Annotated in this window: 27 protein-coding genes and 1 pseudogene; 1 reads left to right on the top strand and 27 read right to left on the bottom strand. The window is 42.9% G+C overall.

All coding sequences use genetic code 11. The annotated features are described in order from the left end of the window. Window positions 1-165 (top strand): annotated as a pseudogene (locus FTT98_RS04325) (IS4 family transposase); the annotation flags it as partial. 50 nt (window positions 166-215) lie between these two features. On the opposite strand, the gene FTT98_RS04320 reads toward FTT98_RS04325, so the two are convergent. The 27 genes from FTT98_RS04320 to rplD all read right to left on the bottom strand — a co-directional run bounded on the left by FTT98_RS04320 (window position 216) and on the right by rplD (window position 14,455). Further along, the gene (locus tag FTT98_RS04320; protein ID WP_111885417.1) at window positions 216-1,706 is read right to left on the bottom strand and encodes an NAD(P)/FAD-dependent oxidoreductase; all 1,491 of its coding nucleotides are present in this window, start codon (window positions 1,704-1,706) and stop codon (window positions 216-218) included. 216 nt (window positions 1,707-1,922) lie between these two features. Further along, window positions 1,923-2,288, bottom strand: a complete 366-nt coding sequence (rplQ, locus tag FTT98_RS04315) for a 50S ribosomal protein L17 (RefSeq protein WP_005012953.1) — start codon at window positions 2,286-2,288, stop codon at window positions 1,923-1,925. 18 nt (window positions 2,289-2,306) lie between these two features. After that, on the bottom strand, window positions 2,307-3,314 hold the full coding sequence (locus FTT98_RS04310) for a DNA-directed RNA polymerase subunit alpha (RefSeq protein ID WP_004650465.1): 1,008 nt from the start codon (window positions 3,312-3,314) through the stop codon (window positions 2,307-2,309). A gap of 17 nt (window positions 3,315-3,331) precedes the next feature. Continuing rightward, on the bottom strand, window positions 3,332-3,958 hold the full coding sequence (rpsD, locus tag FTT98_RS04305; protein WP_078192454.1) for a 30S ribosomal protein S4: 627 nt from the start codon (window positions 3,956-3,958) through the stop codon (window positions 3,332-3,334). 12 nt (window positions 3,959-3,970) lie between these two features. Then, window positions 3,971-4,357, bottom strand: coding sequence for a 30S ribosomal protein S11 (gene rpsK / locus FTT98_RS04300; protein ID WP_001040166.1), 387 nt, complete (start codon window positions 4,355-4,357; stop codon window positions 3,971-3,973). 19 nt (window positions 4,358-4,376) lie between these two features. Continuing rightward, entirely contained in the window at window positions 4,377-4,733 is a 357-nt protein-coding gene (gene rpsM, locus FTT98_RS04295) for a 30S ribosomal protein S13 (protein ID WP_078189269.1), read from the bottom strand. 107 nt (window positions 4,734-4,840) lie between these two features. Beyond that, window positions 4,841-4,957, bottom strand: coding sequence for a 50S ribosomal protein L36 (gene rpmJ, locus FTT98_RS04290; protein WP_000867907.1), 117 nt, complete (start codon window positions 4,955-4,957; stop codon window positions 4,841-4,843). Window positions 4,958-4,977: 20 nt separating this feature from the next. Continuing rightward, a complete protein-coding gene (gene secY / locus FTT98_RS04285; RefSeq protein ID WP_171263746.1) occupies window positions 4,978-6,297 on the bottom strand; it encodes a preprotein translocase subunit SecY in 1,320 nt (439 codons plus the stop codon). A 45-nt stretch (window positions 6,298-6,342) separates the two neighbouring features. Beyond that, complete coding sequence (gene rplO, locus FTT98_RS04280; protein WP_078189271.1) at window positions 6,343-6,783, bottom strand: 50S ribosomal protein L15; 441 nt, start codon at window positions 6,781-6,783, stop codon at window positions 6,343-6,345. A gap of 3 nt (window positions 6,784-6,786) precedes the next feature. After that, window positions 6,787-6,963 carry a 50S ribosomal protein L30 gene (rpmD, locus tag FTT98_RS04275; protein WP_005012961.1) on the bottom strand — a complete coding sequence of 59 codons (177 nt, stop codon included), beginning with the start codon at window positions 6,961-6,963 and terminating at the stop codon, window positions 6,787-6,789. 6 nt (window positions 6,964-6,969) lie between these two features. Then, window positions 6,970-7,467, bottom strand: coding sequence for a 30S ribosomal protein S5 (gene rpsE, locus FTT98_RS04270; RefSeq protein ID WP_067762902.1), 498 nt, complete (start codon window positions 7,465-7,467; stop codon window positions 6,970-6,972). 2 nt (window positions 7,468-7,469) lie between these two features. Beyond that, a complete protein-coding gene (gene rplR / locus FTT98_RS04265) occupies window positions 7,470-7,820 on the bottom strand; it encodes a 50S ribosomal protein L18 (protein WP_067762903.1) in 351 nt (116 codons plus the stop codon). A 14-nt stretch (window positions 7,821-7,834) separates the two neighbouring features. Further along, the gene (rplF, locus tag FTT98_RS04260) at window positions 7,835-8,368 is read right to left on the bottom strand and encodes a 50S ribosomal protein L6 (protein ID WP_078189272.1); all 534 of its coding nucleotides are present in this window, start codon (window positions 8,366-8,368) and stop codon (window positions 7,835-7,837) included. 13 nt (window positions 8,369-8,381) lie between these two features. Beyond that, window positions 8,382-8,777 carry a 30S ribosomal protein S8 gene (gene rpsH, locus FTT98_RS04255; protein WP_078189273.1) on the bottom strand — a complete coding sequence of 132 codons (396 nt, stop codon included), beginning with the start codon at window positions 8,775-8,777 and terminating at the stop codon, window positions 8,382-8,384. Window positions 8,778-8,789: 12 nt separating this feature from the next. Next, the gene (gene rpsN / locus FTT98_RS04250) at window positions 8,790-9,095 is read right to left on the bottom strand and encodes a 30S ribosomal protein S14 (RefSeq protein WP_067762906.1); all 306 of its coding nucleotides are present in this window, start codon (window positions 9,093-9,095) and stop codon (window positions 8,790-8,792) included. A 9-nt stretch (window positions 9,096-9,104) separates the two neighbouring features. Beyond that, entirely contained in the window at window positions 9,105-9,641 is a 537-nt protein-coding gene (rplE, locus tag FTT98_RS04245; protein WP_067762907.1) for a 50S ribosomal protein L5, read from the bottom strand. A 15-nt stretch (window positions 9,642-9,656) separates the two neighbouring features. Next, window positions 9,657-9,974: a 50S ribosomal protein L24 gene (rplX, locus tag FTT98_RS04240; RefSeq protein ID WP_078189274.1), complete on the bottom strand. Its 318-nt coding sequence runs from the start codon at window positions 9,972-9,974 to the stop codon at window positions 9,657-9,659. A gap of 9 nt (window positions 9,975-9,983) precedes the next feature. Then, window positions 9,984-10,352, bottom strand: a complete 369-nt coding sequence (gene rplN / locus FTT98_RS04235) for a 50S ribosomal protein L14 (protein ID WP_005012978.1) — start codon at window positions 10,350-10,352, stop codon at window positions 9,984-9,986. Between the two features lie 89 nt (window positions 10,353-10,441). After that, window positions 10,442-10,699 carry a 30S ribosomal protein S17 gene (gene rpsQ, locus FTT98_RS04230; RefSeq protein ID WP_078189275.1) on the bottom strand — a complete coding sequence of 86 codons (258 nt, stop codon included), beginning with the start codon at window positions 10,697-10,699 and terminating at the stop codon, window positions 10,442-10,444. After that, a complete protein-coding gene (gene rpmC / locus FTT98_RS04225) occupies window positions 10,696-10,893 on the bottom strand; it encodes a 50S ribosomal protein L29 (RefSeq protein WP_005012982.1) in 198 nt (65 codons plus the stop codon). The genes rpsQ and rpmC overlap by 4 nt, the downstream gene beginning before the upstream one ends. Beyond that, window positions 10,893-11,306, bottom strand: coding sequence for a 50S ribosomal protein L16 (gene rplP / locus FTT98_RS04220; RefSeq protein WP_078189276.1), 414 nt, complete (start codon window positions 11,304-11,306; stop codon window positions 10,893-10,895). Before rplP ends, rpmC begins: the two co-directional genes overlap by 1 nt. Before the next feature lie 3 nt (window positions 11,307-11,309). Continuing rightward, complete coding sequence (rpsC, locus tag FTT98_RS04215; protein ID WP_078189277.1) at window positions 11,310-12,062, bottom strand: 30S ribosomal protein S3; 753 nt, start codon at window positions 12,060-12,062, stop codon at window positions 11,310-11,312. A gap of 1 nt (window position 12,063) precedes the next feature. Beyond that, on the bottom strand, window positions 12,064-12,393 hold the full coding sequence (rplV, locus tag FTT98_RS04210; protein ID WP_035265103.1) for a 50S ribosomal protein L22: 330 nt from the start codon (window positions 12,391-12,393) through the stop codon (window positions 12,064-12,066). Window positions 12,394-12,404: 11 nt separating this feature from the next. Further along, the gene (gene rpsS / locus FTT98_RS04205; protein ID WP_004281508.1) at window positions 12,405-12,680 is read right to left on the bottom strand and encodes a 30S ribosomal protein S19; all 276 of its coding nucleotides are present in this window, start codon (window positions 12,678-12,680) and stop codon (window positions 12,405-12,407) included. A gap of 19 nt (window positions 12,681-12,699) precedes the next feature. Next, window positions 12,700-13,524 carry a 50S ribosomal protein L2 gene (gene rplB / locus FTT98_RS04200; protein ID WP_078189278.1) on the bottom strand — a complete coding sequence of 275 codons (825 nt, stop codon included), beginning with the start codon at window positions 13,522-13,524 and terminating at the stop codon, window positions 12,700-12,702. A gap of 11 nt (window positions 13,525-13,535) precedes the next feature. After that, a complete protein-coding gene (gene rplW, locus FTT98_RS04195) occupies window positions 13,536-13,856 on the bottom strand; it encodes a 50S ribosomal protein L23 (RefSeq protein ID WP_005012992.1) in 321 nt (106 codons plus the stop codon). After that, on the bottom strand, window positions 13,853-14,455 hold the full coding sequence (gene rplD / locus FTT98_RS04190; protein ID WP_078189279.1) for a 50S ribosomal protein L4: 603 nt from the start codon (window positions 14,453-14,455) through the stop codon (window positions 13,853-13,855). The genes rplW and rplD overlap by 4 nt, the downstream gene beginning before the upstream one ends. Between the last annotated feature and the right edge of the window lie 3 nt (window positions 14,456-14,458).

The raw sequence follows: 14,458 nt of genomic DNA, 5'->3' as shown, positions 1-14,458 counted from the left end.
TTGGTGAGTTTCGCTCAACATTTAGGAAAAACAGGTTGGACAGTTCAACGTTTACTCAGAATAATTCAAGTGAATTTGTTTGAAAGAAGAACTTTAAAAGCTTTATTTTCACCCGATAAAATACCCATAAAACAAGAGGAAGCTCAAATGAGCTTCCTCTTGTGAAAAATTGTGGGACAGCAGTGAGCATGATGCTCCTTTTTTATGTAACTGACTTAAGAAACTAATCTGGGTTTAGCCGCCACTTGATCAGACTTTTTTTCAAATTTCAGCACTCCATCTTCAAATGAAGCATGCTTTAATTCTTTACGATCTGCCAAATAGTTATTGCTGACTTTCCACGGTGCATGTTTACCCTGTTTTGGCATCACATCTGCCGCACGTGCAATATAACCTGAAGTCAAGCTTCCCATTACTGTGTCTTCTAACAACTCGGTCGCATCGCCTTGTGGAATCACTTGGTTATAACCATTTTGATCCATATAGTTAATCAATTTACAGATGTATTCAGAAGCAATATCAACTTTTAATGTCCATGAAGCATTAATATAGCCAATAATCATCGCCATATTTGGTACATCACTGACCATCACGCCACGGTACAACATATGCTTAGAGGTATTTAATGGCTGTCCATCGATTGTGGCACTGATCCCGCCTAGAATTTGAATGTTGAGTCCTGTAGCTGAAATCACCACGTCCGCTTCTAAATGTTTACCTGATTTTAATTGAATGCCATTTTCAGTAAAACTTTCAATTTGATCGGTTTCAACAGATGCACGGCCTTCGCGTAAAATTTTAAACAAATCACCATCTGGCACCACACAAAGGCGCTGATCCCAAGGATTGTAATCTGGGGTAAAGTGCTTCATATCCACTTTACCTTTCAACTGCAACTCAATTGATTTTAATAAAAATTTACGGAGTAATTTAGGTTGCTTTTGTGCAATAGCATAAACAGCCCGTTGGACACCGATATTTCGTGCACGGGTAAGTTTATAAGCAACATCTTCAGGTAATACTTTACGCATTTTGTCGTAAATGATGTCAATAGAAGGTACTGAGGCAATATAGGTCGGAGAGCGCTGTAGCATAGTTACATGCCCTGCACCGCCTTTTGCCATTGCTGGCACAAGGGTAATTGCTGTTGCGCCACTACCAATAATCACAACTTTTTTGCCTGCATAATTAAAATTTTCAGGCCAATGTTGTGGATGAATGAAGGTACCTTTAAAGTTTTCCTGCCCTTTAAACTCAGGTTGGAAACCTTGGTCATAATTATAATAACCCGTACAGCCAAAGACGAAATTTGCAACCCAGGTTTGTTGTTTCTTCTTCGCATCTTCAATAACAACAGACCATTTACGAGTTTGTGAATCGTAGTTCGCACTCACAACACGGTGCTGAAAATGAATTTTTTCTTTGATCTTATATTCATCAATCACTTCAGAAAGATAGCCTTTAATCGAAGACCCATCAGCAAGCACACTAGATTTTTTCCACGGCTTAAAATTGAAGCCAAAAGTTGACATATCCGAATCAGAACGAATACCAGGATATTTAAAAAGATCCCATGTACCACCGAAACTTTCACGACGTTCAATAATTTCAAATGAACGATTTGGACAATTTTTTGAAAGATGAGCAGCCAAACCTACACCGGAGATCCCTGCACCTACAATGAGAATATCAACTTGTTTTTCCATGTTGTTCTTTTAACCTATCTTAGATTTATATTTATTAAATCACATTTTTGACAATGCACAATGTCAAGTTTAAGCAAAAGGCGTTTTATTTTTATCTTTTAAGGACAAATTGAATTATTGTCTAACAATATATAGCCACCACAAAACTGCAGGCATTAAAAAAGGTCGGTTAAAAACCGACCTTTTTTAGAACAACGTACGCTGCTCTTCACGAAATTAGTTAACTTCGCGATCTACTAGCTCAACGTAAGCCATCGGTGCAGCATCACCTGCACGGAAGCCCGCTTTAAGAACACGTAGATAACCGCCGTTACGTTCTTTGTAACGAGGGCCAAGAACGGTAAATAATTTACCAACAGTTGCAGCTGAACGAGTACGAGCAAACGCTAAACGGCGGTTTGCTACAGAATCGACTTTAGCTAAAGTGATTAAAGGCTCAGCAACACGACGCAATTCTTTTGCTTTAGGAACAGTAGTTTTAATTAACTCGTGTTCGAACAAAGAATTAGCCATGTTTTGGAACATCGCTTTACGATGACTGCTTGTACGGCCTAATTTCACACCACTATTACGATGACGCATGGTGATAGTCCTACTTAATTAACGGCTACGATAAGCAAAGCGATCGTCCATGCGGAGGCTAGCCGGTGGCCAGTTCTCTAAACGCATGCCCAATTGCAAGCCTTTCGATGCCAGAACATCTTTAATCTCAGTCAACGATTTTTTACCTAAGTTAGGAGTTTTAAGCAACTCAACTTCAGTACGTTGAACAAGATCGCCAATGTAGTAAATATTTTCTGCTTTCAAACAGTTAGCAGAACGAACAGTAAGCTCTAGATCATCTACTGGACGAAGCAAAATCGGATCAACTTCTTCACGAGGCTCTTGAGCAACTGGTGCTTGATCTTTCTGAAGATCAACAAAAATTGCAATTTGTTGTTGCAAGATTGTTGCCGCTTTGCGGATTGCTTCTTCAGGATCAACAGTACCGTTGGTTTCAAGATCAATGATCAGTTTATCAAGGTCAGTACGTTGTTCTACACGAGCGTTTTCCACTGTATAAGACACACGTTTGATTGGGCTGTAAGAAGCATCTAATTGTAAACGACCCACTGGGCGAGTTTCGCCTTCAGGGAAGCGTGAATCAGAAGTCTCATAACCACGACCTTGAGAAACTTTCAGGCGCATTTTTAATGAGCCAGAAGCACTTAAAGTACCGATCAAATGTTCAGGGTTAACCACTTCAACATTGTGTGGTAAACGAAGGTCAGCGGCTGTAACGTCGCCAGGACCTTGTTTTTCCAATGTCAGATAAGCTTCATTTTGATCGAACAGCTTAATAGACAATCCTTTTAGGTTCAGCAAGAGCTCGACGATGTCCTGCTGCAAGCCTTCCAAAGTACTGTACTCGTGCTCGACACCTTCAATCTCTACTTCAACCACGGCTGCGCCAGGTAAAGAAGACAAAAGGATACGACGTAAAGCATTACCAAGAGTATGACCAAAGCCACGCTCTAATGGTTCTAGAATAACTTTTGCCGAGGTCCCGCTTGCCGCTTCGACCTTGATCGCTTGCGGAGTTAGAAACTCATTTGCAGTACGCGTCATTATTGCTACCTCAAGGATTATTTAGAATACAATTCTACAATCAAGCTTTCGTTGATTTCAGCAGGTAAATCAGAGCGATCTGGTGCAGCTTTGAACGTACCTTCCAATTTAGAATGATCAATTTCAATCCAAGATGGAATGCCACGTTGAGTCGCTAACTCAACTGCGTTTTTGATACGCAATTGTTGTTTAGCACCTTCGTGAACTGCAACAACGTCACCAGCTTTAACTTGGATAGACGCGATATTAACACGACGACCATTTAAAGTGATTGAACGGTGAGATACAAGCTGACGAGCTTCTGCACGTGTAGAACCAAAACCCATGCGATAAACAACGTTATCTAGACGGCTTTCAAGAAGTTTCAACAAGTTTTCACCTGTTGCGCCTTTAACACGAGCAGCTTCTTTGTAGTAGTTACTAAATTGACGCTCTAAAACACCGTACATACGACGTACTTTTTGTTTTTCACGTAATTGTAGTGAGTACTCAGATTGTTTGCCGCCACGAGCGCCACCATGTTGGCCAGGTGCTTTAGCAGCTTTTTTTGTTTTGACGTCAAATGGTTTAACGCCAGATTTTAATTGCAGGTCTGTCCCTTCGCGGCGAGAGAGTTTGCATTTTGGACCAATATAACGAGCCATGAATGTTTCTCCTTACACGCGACGTTTTTTAGGTGGACGGCAACCGTTGTGCGGGATTGGCGTCACATCGGTAATGCTGTTAATTTTATAACCCACTGCACCTAAAGCACGAACCGCAGATTCACGACCTGGACCAGGACCTTTTACAAGGACGTCCAAGTTTTTCAAACCGTAATCTAAAGCAGCTTTACCAGCAACTTCAGCAGCTACCTGAGCAGCAAACGGAGTTGATTTACGTGATCCACGGAAGCCTTGTCCACCAGAGGTAGCCCAAGCCAGTGCATTACCTTGACGATCGGTAATAGTCACAATGGTGTTATTAAAAGAAGCGTGAATGTGTGCAACACCTTCAGAGACGGTACGAGTGACCTTCTTGCGTGTGCGAGTATCTTTAGCCATCTTTTAGCTTCCAGAAATCTTATTTCTTAATAGGTTTGCGCGGACCTTTACGGGTACGTGCGTTAGTTTTGGTGCGTTGACCACGGACAGGCAAGCTGCGACGATGACGAAGACCGCGGTAGCAGCCTAAATCCATTAAACGTTTAATGTTCATGGAAATTTCGCGACGTAAATCACCTTCGGTAGGAACCTTAGTAACTTCTGCACGAATCGCATCAAGCTGAGCGTCATCTAATTCACGAATTTTAGTTGTTGGTGCAATACCAGCAGCAGCTAAGATAGCTTTTGCAGTGTGGCGACCAATACCAAAAATGTACGTTAGAGAGATAACAGCATGCTTGTTATCCGGAATGTTTACACCGGCAATACGAGCCATTCAATTTTCTCCAAAAAGGCAGTTAAGATAATCAACCGCCCGACAAAATCTTTGAGGGGCGGATAATAACCTAATTAGCCTACTGAAATCAACAGGTCTTGATCAGATTAACCTTGACGCTGCTTATGACGAGGTTCTGCGCTGCAAATTACGCGAATAACCCCATTACGACGGATAACTTTACAGCTACCACAAATTTTCTTTACAGAAGCTTGAACTTTCATAATGAAACCTCTAAGTGCGCTTATCCTTTCGGATGAGCAGTCGTTTTACGCATTAACGATTGATTGTCATATTGATGCGATGTGAGATGAGCTTGGAGCTGAGCCATAAAGTCCATCACCACCACCACTACGATCAGTAAAGACGTACCACCTAAGCTAAATGGAATACCAAATGAGCTTTGTAGAATCATCGGCATTAAACAGATGATTGTGATATAAACCGCGCCAATAAAAGTCAAACGATTCAAAATATGATCTAAATAGCGTGCAGTTTGCTCACCAGGACGAATACCCGGTACATAAGCACCACTACGTTTTAAATTCTCTGACACTTCTTTAGGGCTAAATACTAGCGCAGTATAGAAGTAACAGAAGAAGATAATTAATGCACCAAATAGCACCAAATACATCGGTTGACCCGGCGACAATACGAGTGCCAAATCTTGTAGGCCACGTTTAATCACGCCAGCATTTGGATCTGCACTGCCTACCCATTGCCCTAAGCTCGCTGGGAACAATAGCAATGAACTCGCAAAAATTGCAGGAATCACACCCGCCATATTAATTTTTAATGGCAAATGTGTTTGCTGAGCGGTAAATACACGACGACCTTGTTGTTTTTGAGCATAGTTTACCGGAATACGACGCTGCGCCTTCTCAATAAACACAATTGCTGCTAACACTGCAACAGATAGCAATGCAAATATTGCAAGACCAATTAAACTAGATTGGCCATTATCTACTGAGGTTAAAGATTGCAGAACCAAGTTCGGCAAACCAGCAACGATACCTGCGAAGATGATCATGGAAATACCATTCCCTACTCCACGCTCAGTAATTTGCTCACCTAACCACATCAGGAACATTGTACCTGCAACCAAAGAAGTTACAGCAGGAACGTAAAAAGCAAGTCCACTAGTCAAAGTAATATTTTGACTAATCAGACCTGCACACATCCCAACAGCTTGCACAAGTGCAAGAAACAATGTGCCTTGTCGCGTATATTGATTGATCTTACGCTTACCTTGTTCGCCTTCTTTCTTTAAAGCTTCCAGCGAAGGAACAACCGTAGACATTAACTGCACGATAATCGATGCAGAGATATACGGCATAATCCCAAGAGCAAGAATTGACATACGCTCTAATGCACCACCTGAGAACATGTTAAACAAACCAAGGATCGTACCTTGGTTTGCATTAAACAGATTCTCTAGTGCGGCATTGTTAATGCCCGGTACTGGAATATGTGCTCCCAGTCGAAAAACCAACAACGCCCCGATGAGGAACATCATACGGCGGATAATTTCACGATATTTCACATGAAAAGGTTGGCCTTTCATCATGTTAACATGACCTGTCGAACTAGGAGTCATAGACACTGGGGATTACTCCTCGACTTTACCGCCAGCAGCTTCAACAGCAGCTTTAGCGCCTTTAGTCAATGCAACACCTTGAACAGTGAATGCACGAGTAATTTCACCAGAAAGTACGATACGTGCACGTAACATATCTTTACGCACAACGTTAGCAGCTTTTAAAGTTTCAAGAGACACGATGTCGCCTTCAACTTTAGCAAGTTCTGATAAACGTACTTCAGCAGTTTTCAAAGCCATTTGGCTAGTGAAACCGAATTTAGGTAAACGACGATATAACGCAGTTTGACCACCTTCAAAACCAGGACGTGTACCACCGCTCTTACGTGAGTTTTGACCTTTGACACCACGGCCACCAGTCTTACCAACGCCAGAACCGATACCACGGCCTAAACGAAGGTTGTCACGCTTAGCACCTTCTGCAGGTGCAATTGTATTTAAACGCAGAGTCATGGCTTATTCCTCTACACTAACCATATAGTAAACTTGGTTGATCATACCACGGTTAGAAGGCGTATCTTGCACTTCAACTGTATGACCAATACGACGCAGACCTAAACCTTTAAGGCTAAGCTTGTGATTTTTCAAGCGATGCGATGAAGATTTAGTCTGGGTAACTTTAATCGTTTTCATGATTGATTACCCTTGAATTTGTGCTACTGATAAACCACGTTTCGCAGCAACTTTCTCAGGAGAAGTCATATCACGCAAACCGTTAAAAGTTGCGTTTACTACGTTAGCAGCGTTAGTAGAACCATAACACTTAGTTAATACGTTACGTACACCTACAGCTTCTAAAACTGCACGCATAGCGCCACCAGCAATTACACCAGTACCTTCAGAAGCAGGTTGCATGTAAACGCGGCTTGCACCGTGACGAGCATTGATAGGGTGCTGAACAGTACCGTCAACAAGGTCAACAGTAATCATGTTGCGACGAGCAGCTTCAAGTGCTTTAGAAATAGCAGCTGGAACTTCACGTGCTTTACCACGACCAAAACCTACGCGACCATTACCATCACCCACAACAGTTAATGCTGTGAAAGAGAAGATACGACCACCCTTAACAACTTTGGCTACACGATCAACGGCAACCAGCTTTTCAACAAGACCTTCGTTTTGTTCAACTTTAGCCATGATTAGAACTCCAAGCCGTTTTCACGAGCAGCATCAGCCAAGGCTTTGATACGACCATGATATTTGAAACCAGAACGGTCAAATGCAACTTTAGTTACACCAGCCGCTTTAGCACGTTCTGCAATTAAAGCACCAACTTTCTGAGCCGATTCAACGTTACCAGTAGTACCAGCACGTAGAGTAGCGTCTAAAGTAGAAGCTTGCGCTAATACTTTGCCACCATCTGCAGAGATAACTTGAGCATAGATGTGACGCGGAGTGCGGTTTACACACAAACGAGTCGCACCCAATGCACGGATGTGCAAGCGTGTGCTTTTCGCACGACGCAAACGGGATTGTTTCTTTTCGTTCATAAGAACCTCGCGCCTTATTTCTTCTTAGCTTCTTTACGAAGTACAACTTCGTCAGAATAACGAACACCTTTACCTTTATAAGGCTCTGGCGGACGGTAACCACGGATTTCTGCAGCAACTTGACCTAATTTAGCTTTATCAGCTGATTTAAGTACAATTTCAGTTGCAGTAGGAGTTTCTGCAGTTACACCTTCAGGAAGGTTGTAGTCGATCGGGTGAGAGAAACCAAGGTTAAGGTTAACAATGTTACCTTTAACCGCAGCTTTATAACCAACACCGATAAGCTGTAACTTACGTTCGAAACCTTCGTTAACACCTTTTACAAGGTTGTTAAGCACAGCGCGAGCAGTACCAGCCTGCATCCAAGCATCTTTAGATTCAGCTTTAGGAGCAATAACTAGAGTACCGTCTTCCTGTTTTAGCTCGACCAGCGCATGCAGGTTGAAAGACAATGTACCTTTGCTGCCTTTCACTTCGACCTGCCGGCCGTTCTGAGTAACTGTAACACCGTTAGGTACAGTTACTGGGGCTTTAGCCACACGAGACATGAGGAATCACCTATTAAGAAACAAAAGCAATAACTTCACCACCGATACCTGCAGCACGTGCAGCGCGATCAGTCATGATGCCTTTGCTTGTAGAAACAATTGCAATACCTAAACCTTGCTTAACGCTAGGAAGTGCATCTTTACCGCGATATTGACGTAGACCAGGACGGCTTACGCGTTTCACAGTATCGATAACTGGTTTGCCTTCGAAATATTTTAAAGTAATCGTTAAAGTCGCTTTGCCTTCATTGTCAGCAACAGCTACATCAGCGATATAACCTTCTTGTTGAAGTACGTTAGCAATCGCAACTTTCAACTTTGAGTTTGGCATAGAAACAGTTTGTTTCTTTGCCATTTGTGCGTTACGAACACGTGTTAGCATGTCGGCAACGGTATCTTGCATACTCATTTATAGTGCTCCTTACCAGCTTGCCTTAACAACGCCCGGTACATCACCTTGCATTACTGTTTCACGTAATTTGTTACGGCTTAAACCGAACTTACGGAAGTAACCATGAGGACGACCAGTTAAACCACAACGGTTACGTAGACGTACTGGAGACGCATTACGTGGTAATGCTTGAAATTTCATCATCGCTTCGAAACGTTCTTCGTCTGATGCATTTACATTTGCGATAATTGCTTTTAATTCAGCACGTTTCGCAGCGTATTTAGCAACAGTAGCTTCGCGTTTCAATTCGCGATTAATCATACCTTTCTTAGCCATATCGACCTCTTATTTGAACGGGAAGCCGAATGCACGCATAAGCGCACGGCCTTCGTCATCGGTGCGAGCAGTCGTAGTGATGGTAATATCCATACCACGAATACGATCAATCTTATCAAAATCGATTTCAGGGAACATGATTTGTTCCTTAAGACCCATTGAGTAGTTACCACGACCATCGAATGATTTCGCAGAGAAACCACGGAAGTCACGGATACGAGGGATCGCGATAGAGATCAAACGGTCTAAGAATTCGTACATACGTTCGCCGCGTAAAGTAACTTTACAGCCGATCGGCCAACCATCACGGATTTTGAAACCAGCGATAGATTTACGAGCTAAAGTAAGTACTGGTTTTTGACCAGCAATTGCTTGCATATCAGAAAGAGCGCCATCTAACAATTTCTTGTCAGCTGATGCAGCACCAACACCCATGTTGATGGTGATTTTTGTAATGCGAGGAATATCCATCACATTCTTAACGCCCAATGTTTCTTTTAATTGAGCCTTAAGTTCGTCGTTGTAACGCGTTTTAAGTCTGGCCATTGCCTAGTCAACCTATTACTTCGCTACCGCCACTGATTCACCATTAGATTTGAATACGCGAGTTTTCACGCCTTCAATCACTTGGTAACCAACACGGTCAGCCTTTTGGGTTGTAGCATTAAAAATTGCCACGTTAGAGATATGAAGCTCAGCTTCTTGAGTTACGATGCCGCCTTCAGCGCCAGTAGCTCGGTTAGGCTTTTGATGCTTCGTTACCAAGTTAAGGCCTTCAACCTTAACACGGTCATTTGAAACAGACAAAACAGTACCTTGTTTGCCTTTTTCTTTACCTGCGATCACAATTACTTGATCGCCCTTTTTAATCTTAGCCATGAGTGCCTCTTATAGAACTTCAGGAGCCAATGAAATAATTTTCATGAACTGTTCAGTACGAAGTTCACGAGTCACTGGTCCGAAAATACGAGTTGCAATCGGCGCTTTGTTGTTGTTCAAAATAACAGCTGCGTTATCGTCGAAACGAATAACTGAACCATCTGCACGACGGATGCCGAATTTTGTACGTACAACTACAGCATTCATCACGTCACCTTTTTTAACACGTGCGCGTGGAATAGCTTCTTTTACAGTAACTTTAATAATGTCGCCAACAGAAGCATAACGACGATGTGAACCACCAAGTACTTTAATACATTGTACGCGGCGAGCACCACTGTTGTCTGCTACGTCTAGCATACTTTCGGTTTGAATCATTGCCCTACTCCAAAACCGAGCATCACCGGTCGCAATTTCGAAAGGCTCAAAGAGTACTCGAAATTGACCGATGATGCAAGAACGTTTAATTACTCAGCAGCAGCTTCAACAACTTCAACTAAAGTCCAAGACTTAGTTTTAGAAATTGGGCGGCTTTCTTTGATGCTTACTACGTCACCAACTTTAGCAACATTGTTTTCATCATGAGCGTGTAATTTAGTTGAACGGCGGATTGATTTGCCATACAACGGGTGTTGAACGCGGCGTTCGATAAGAACAACGATAGACTTGTCCATCTTGTCGCTAACTACTTTACCGGTTAACGTGCGAACTGTTTGTTCACTCATTGTCCGTTCCCCTGTTTTTCGGTTAGGAGTGTCTTAATACGAGCAATAGTTTTACGAGTAAGCGCAACTTCGTGCGATTTACCCAATTGACCAGTTGCTTTCGCCATACGAAGACGGAATTGGTTAAGCTGTTGCTCATCAAGCAAAGCTGTCAACTCTTCTACCGACTTTTCACGTAGATCATTAGTTTTCATTACATTACCGTCCGAGTCACGATAGTGGTTTTAAACGGAAGTTTTGCAGCAGCAAGCGTAAATGCTTCGCGAGCAAGTTCTTCGTTAACACCATCAATTTCGTACAAGACTTTACCTGGTTTGATTTGGCAAACCCAGTATTCCACAGAACCTTTACCTTTACCCATACGAACTTCTAATGGTTTTTCAGTAATTGGTTTGTCTGGGAAAACACGGATAAAGATCTTACCACCACGTTTAATACGACGGCTGATTGTACGACGCGCTGCTTCAATTTGACGTGCAGTCATTTGACCACGTTCAATTGATTTAAGTGCAATAGTACCAAAAGATACTGAGCTACCGCGATGTGCTAGACCAGTGTTACGGCCTTTTTGCACTTTACGGAATTTAGTACGTTTAGGTTGTAACATGGATTATTCTCCTTTTTCAGCAGAACGATCATTGCGACGACCACGACGCTCTTGACCTTCACCACGACCACGACCACGTTTAGCTGGACGTTCTTCAGCTGGAGCTGGGTTCATGACTTGTTTCATGCCGCCCAAGATCTCACCACGGAAGATCCATACTTTAACGCCGATCGTACCGTAAGTAGTCTCAGCACGCATAGTAGCATAGTCGATGTCAGCACGAAGAGTATGAAGAGGTACACGACCTTCACGATACCATTCAGTACGAGCAATCTCAGCACCACCTAGACGGCCTGAAACTTCTACTTTGATACCTTTAGCACCAGCACGCATAGAGTTTTGAACCGCACGCTTCATAGCACGACGGAACATTACACGTTTTTCTAATTGAGAAGCGATTGCCTCAGCAACTAAACGAGCGTCTAAATCTGGGCGATCGATTTCGTTGATACTTACTTGCGCAGGAACACCCATAATGGCTGTTAATTCGCGTTGTAATTTCTCAATGTCTTCGCCTTTTTTACCGATCACGATACCAGGACGTGCAGTGCTAATAGTTACTTTAGCTGCGCCTGTAGGGCGTTCGATAAGAATATTGCTTACCATCGCATTCTTAAGTTTTTTAGTTAAAAACTCACGAACTTGAAGATCTTTTAGCAAATATTCAGCATATTGTTTCGGATTCGCATACCAGTTAGCGTTATGACGTTTCACAACACCTAGGCGGATACCGATTGGATGAACCTTCTGACCCATATCAAACCCCTACCTTAACGGTAATGTGACAAGTACGCTTAGTAATACGATCTGCACGGCCTTTAGCACGTGGCAAAATACGTTTCAGGCTCATGCCTTCATCAACGTAGATCGTAGAAACTTTAAGGTCGTCTACATCTAAACTGTTATTGTGTTCAGCGTTTGCAATCGCAGATTCCAATGCTTTCTTAACTAAAACTGCAGCTTTTTTGTTGCTGAAGTTTAAGATATTCAAAGCATGCGCAACAGATTTGCCGCGAATTAGGTCTGCAACCAAACGTGCTTTTTGTGCCGAGATAGCGGCACCGCGTAATTTAGCAGTTACTTCCATCATAGCACCTATTAACGTTTAGACTTCTTGTCAACACCGTGACCACGATAGGTACGAGTTGGCGCGAATTCACCTAATTTATGACCAACCATATGCTCAGATACAATCACTGGAACATGGTTACGGCCATTGTGTACAGAAATTGTTAGACCAACAAAATCCGGTAAGATCATCGAACGACGCGACCAAGTTTTGATCGGCTTACGGTTATTAGCCGCGATAGCCGCTTCAACCTTAGCGAACAAGTGCGCATCGACGAATGGGCCTTTTTTCAGAGAACGAGGCATTGTCAGATTCCTTTACTTGTTACTTAACGCGACGGTCGCGAATGATCATCTTAGTCGTACGCTTGTTGGTACGTGTTTTGTACCCTTTAGCTTTTTGACCCCATGGACTTACAGGTTGAATACCTTTGTTACGTCCTTCACCACCACCATGTGGATGGTCTACTGGGTTCATCGCCATACCACGTACGGTAGGACGAACGCCACGCCAGCGTGATGCACCTGCTTTACCAAGTGAACGAAGGTTGCTTTCTGAGTTAGAAACTTCACCTAACACAGCACGGCATTCAACGTGTACTTTACGCATTTCGCCTGAACGAAGACGAATGATAGCGTAAGAACCGTCACGACCCAACAATTGAGCAGATGTACCAGCAGAACGTACTAATTGTGCGCCTTTACCGATTTTAAGCTCGATGTTGTGAAGAGTAGAACCGATAGGCATGTTGCGAAGTGGCAAGCAGTTACCTGGACGGATTGGAGCATCGTTACCAGATTGAACTTGATCACCAGCGCGAAGGCCTTTAGGTGCAATAATATAGCGACGTTCACCGTCAGCATATTTCAATAAAGCAATATGAGCTGTACGGTTTGGATCGTATTCAATACGCTCAACTACAGCAGGGATGCTGTCTTTGTTACGTTTGAAGTCTACGATACGGTAGTGCTGTTTATGACCACCACCAACGTGACGAGTTGTAATGTGACCGTTGTTATTACGACCGCCAGTACGTTTTTTAGCTTCAACCAACGGAGCATATGGCGCGCCTTTGTGAAGGTGGTTATGAACCACTTTCTCTACAAAGCGACGTCCTGGAGACGTTGGCTTACATTTTTGAATCGGCATAATTTTCGTCCTTATTCCGCTGCGTTTTCAGCGGTATCGCCCAAGTCAGCCATTTCAACATCTTGGCCAGCTTTCAGGGTGACGTATGCTTTTTTAACATCAGAACGACGTCCTAATGTTTTACCAAAGCGTTTAGTCTTACCTTTAGTGATCGTTGTGTTAACTTTAACAACTTGAACACCAAATAGTTGCTCAACAGCTTTTTTGATTTCAAGTTTGTTTGCATCTAGTGCAACTTTGAACACTTGAACACCAGCAGTTTCGCCTAAAACTTGTGCTTTTTCTGAGAATACAGGTCCTTGTAGGACTTGATAGATACGTTCGTTGTTCATCCGAGTTCTACCTCAATTTTCTTAGCAGCAGCAACAGACATAACAACTTTATCGAACGCGATCAAGCTAACAGGATCGATTGCAGCAGCATCAACCACATCAACGTGTGGAATGTTGCGAGCAGCAAGATACAAGTTCTCATCAACAGCATCTGTAACGATTAATGCACGAGGTGCATTCAAGTCGTTAAGTTTTGCAAGCAATTCTTTAGTTTTTGGAGCTGCAACAGCAATCTCTTCAACTAAAACAAGGCGATCTTGACGAACAAGCTCAGCCAGGATGCATTGCATAGCACCGCGATACATTTTACGGTTTACTTTTTGAGACCAGTCTTGTGGACGAGCAGCAAAAGTTTTACCACCGCCAACCCAGATTGGGCTACGAATAGAACCAGCACGAGCGCGGCCAGTACCTTTTTGACGGAAAGGTTTTTTACCACCGCCAGAAACGTCAGCACGTGATTTTTGCGCTTTAGAACCTTGACGACCACCAGCTAAGTAAGCTGTAACAACTTGGTGTACAAGAGCTTCGTTAAAATCACGACCAAACGCAACTTCAGATAACTCAACAGCAGAGCCGGAAACAGTATTTAAATTCACGTT

Origin of the sequence: Acinetobacter sp. YH12039, from assembly GCF_013420015.1 — a bacterium.
Lineage (GTDB): Bacteria > Pseudomonadota > Gammaproteobacteria > Pseudomonadales > Moraxellaceae > Acinetobacter > Acinetobacter amyesii.
The sequence above is the reverse complement of the archived record's forward strand: the minus strand, read 5'-3'. Positions and strand labels throughout refer to the sequence as shown.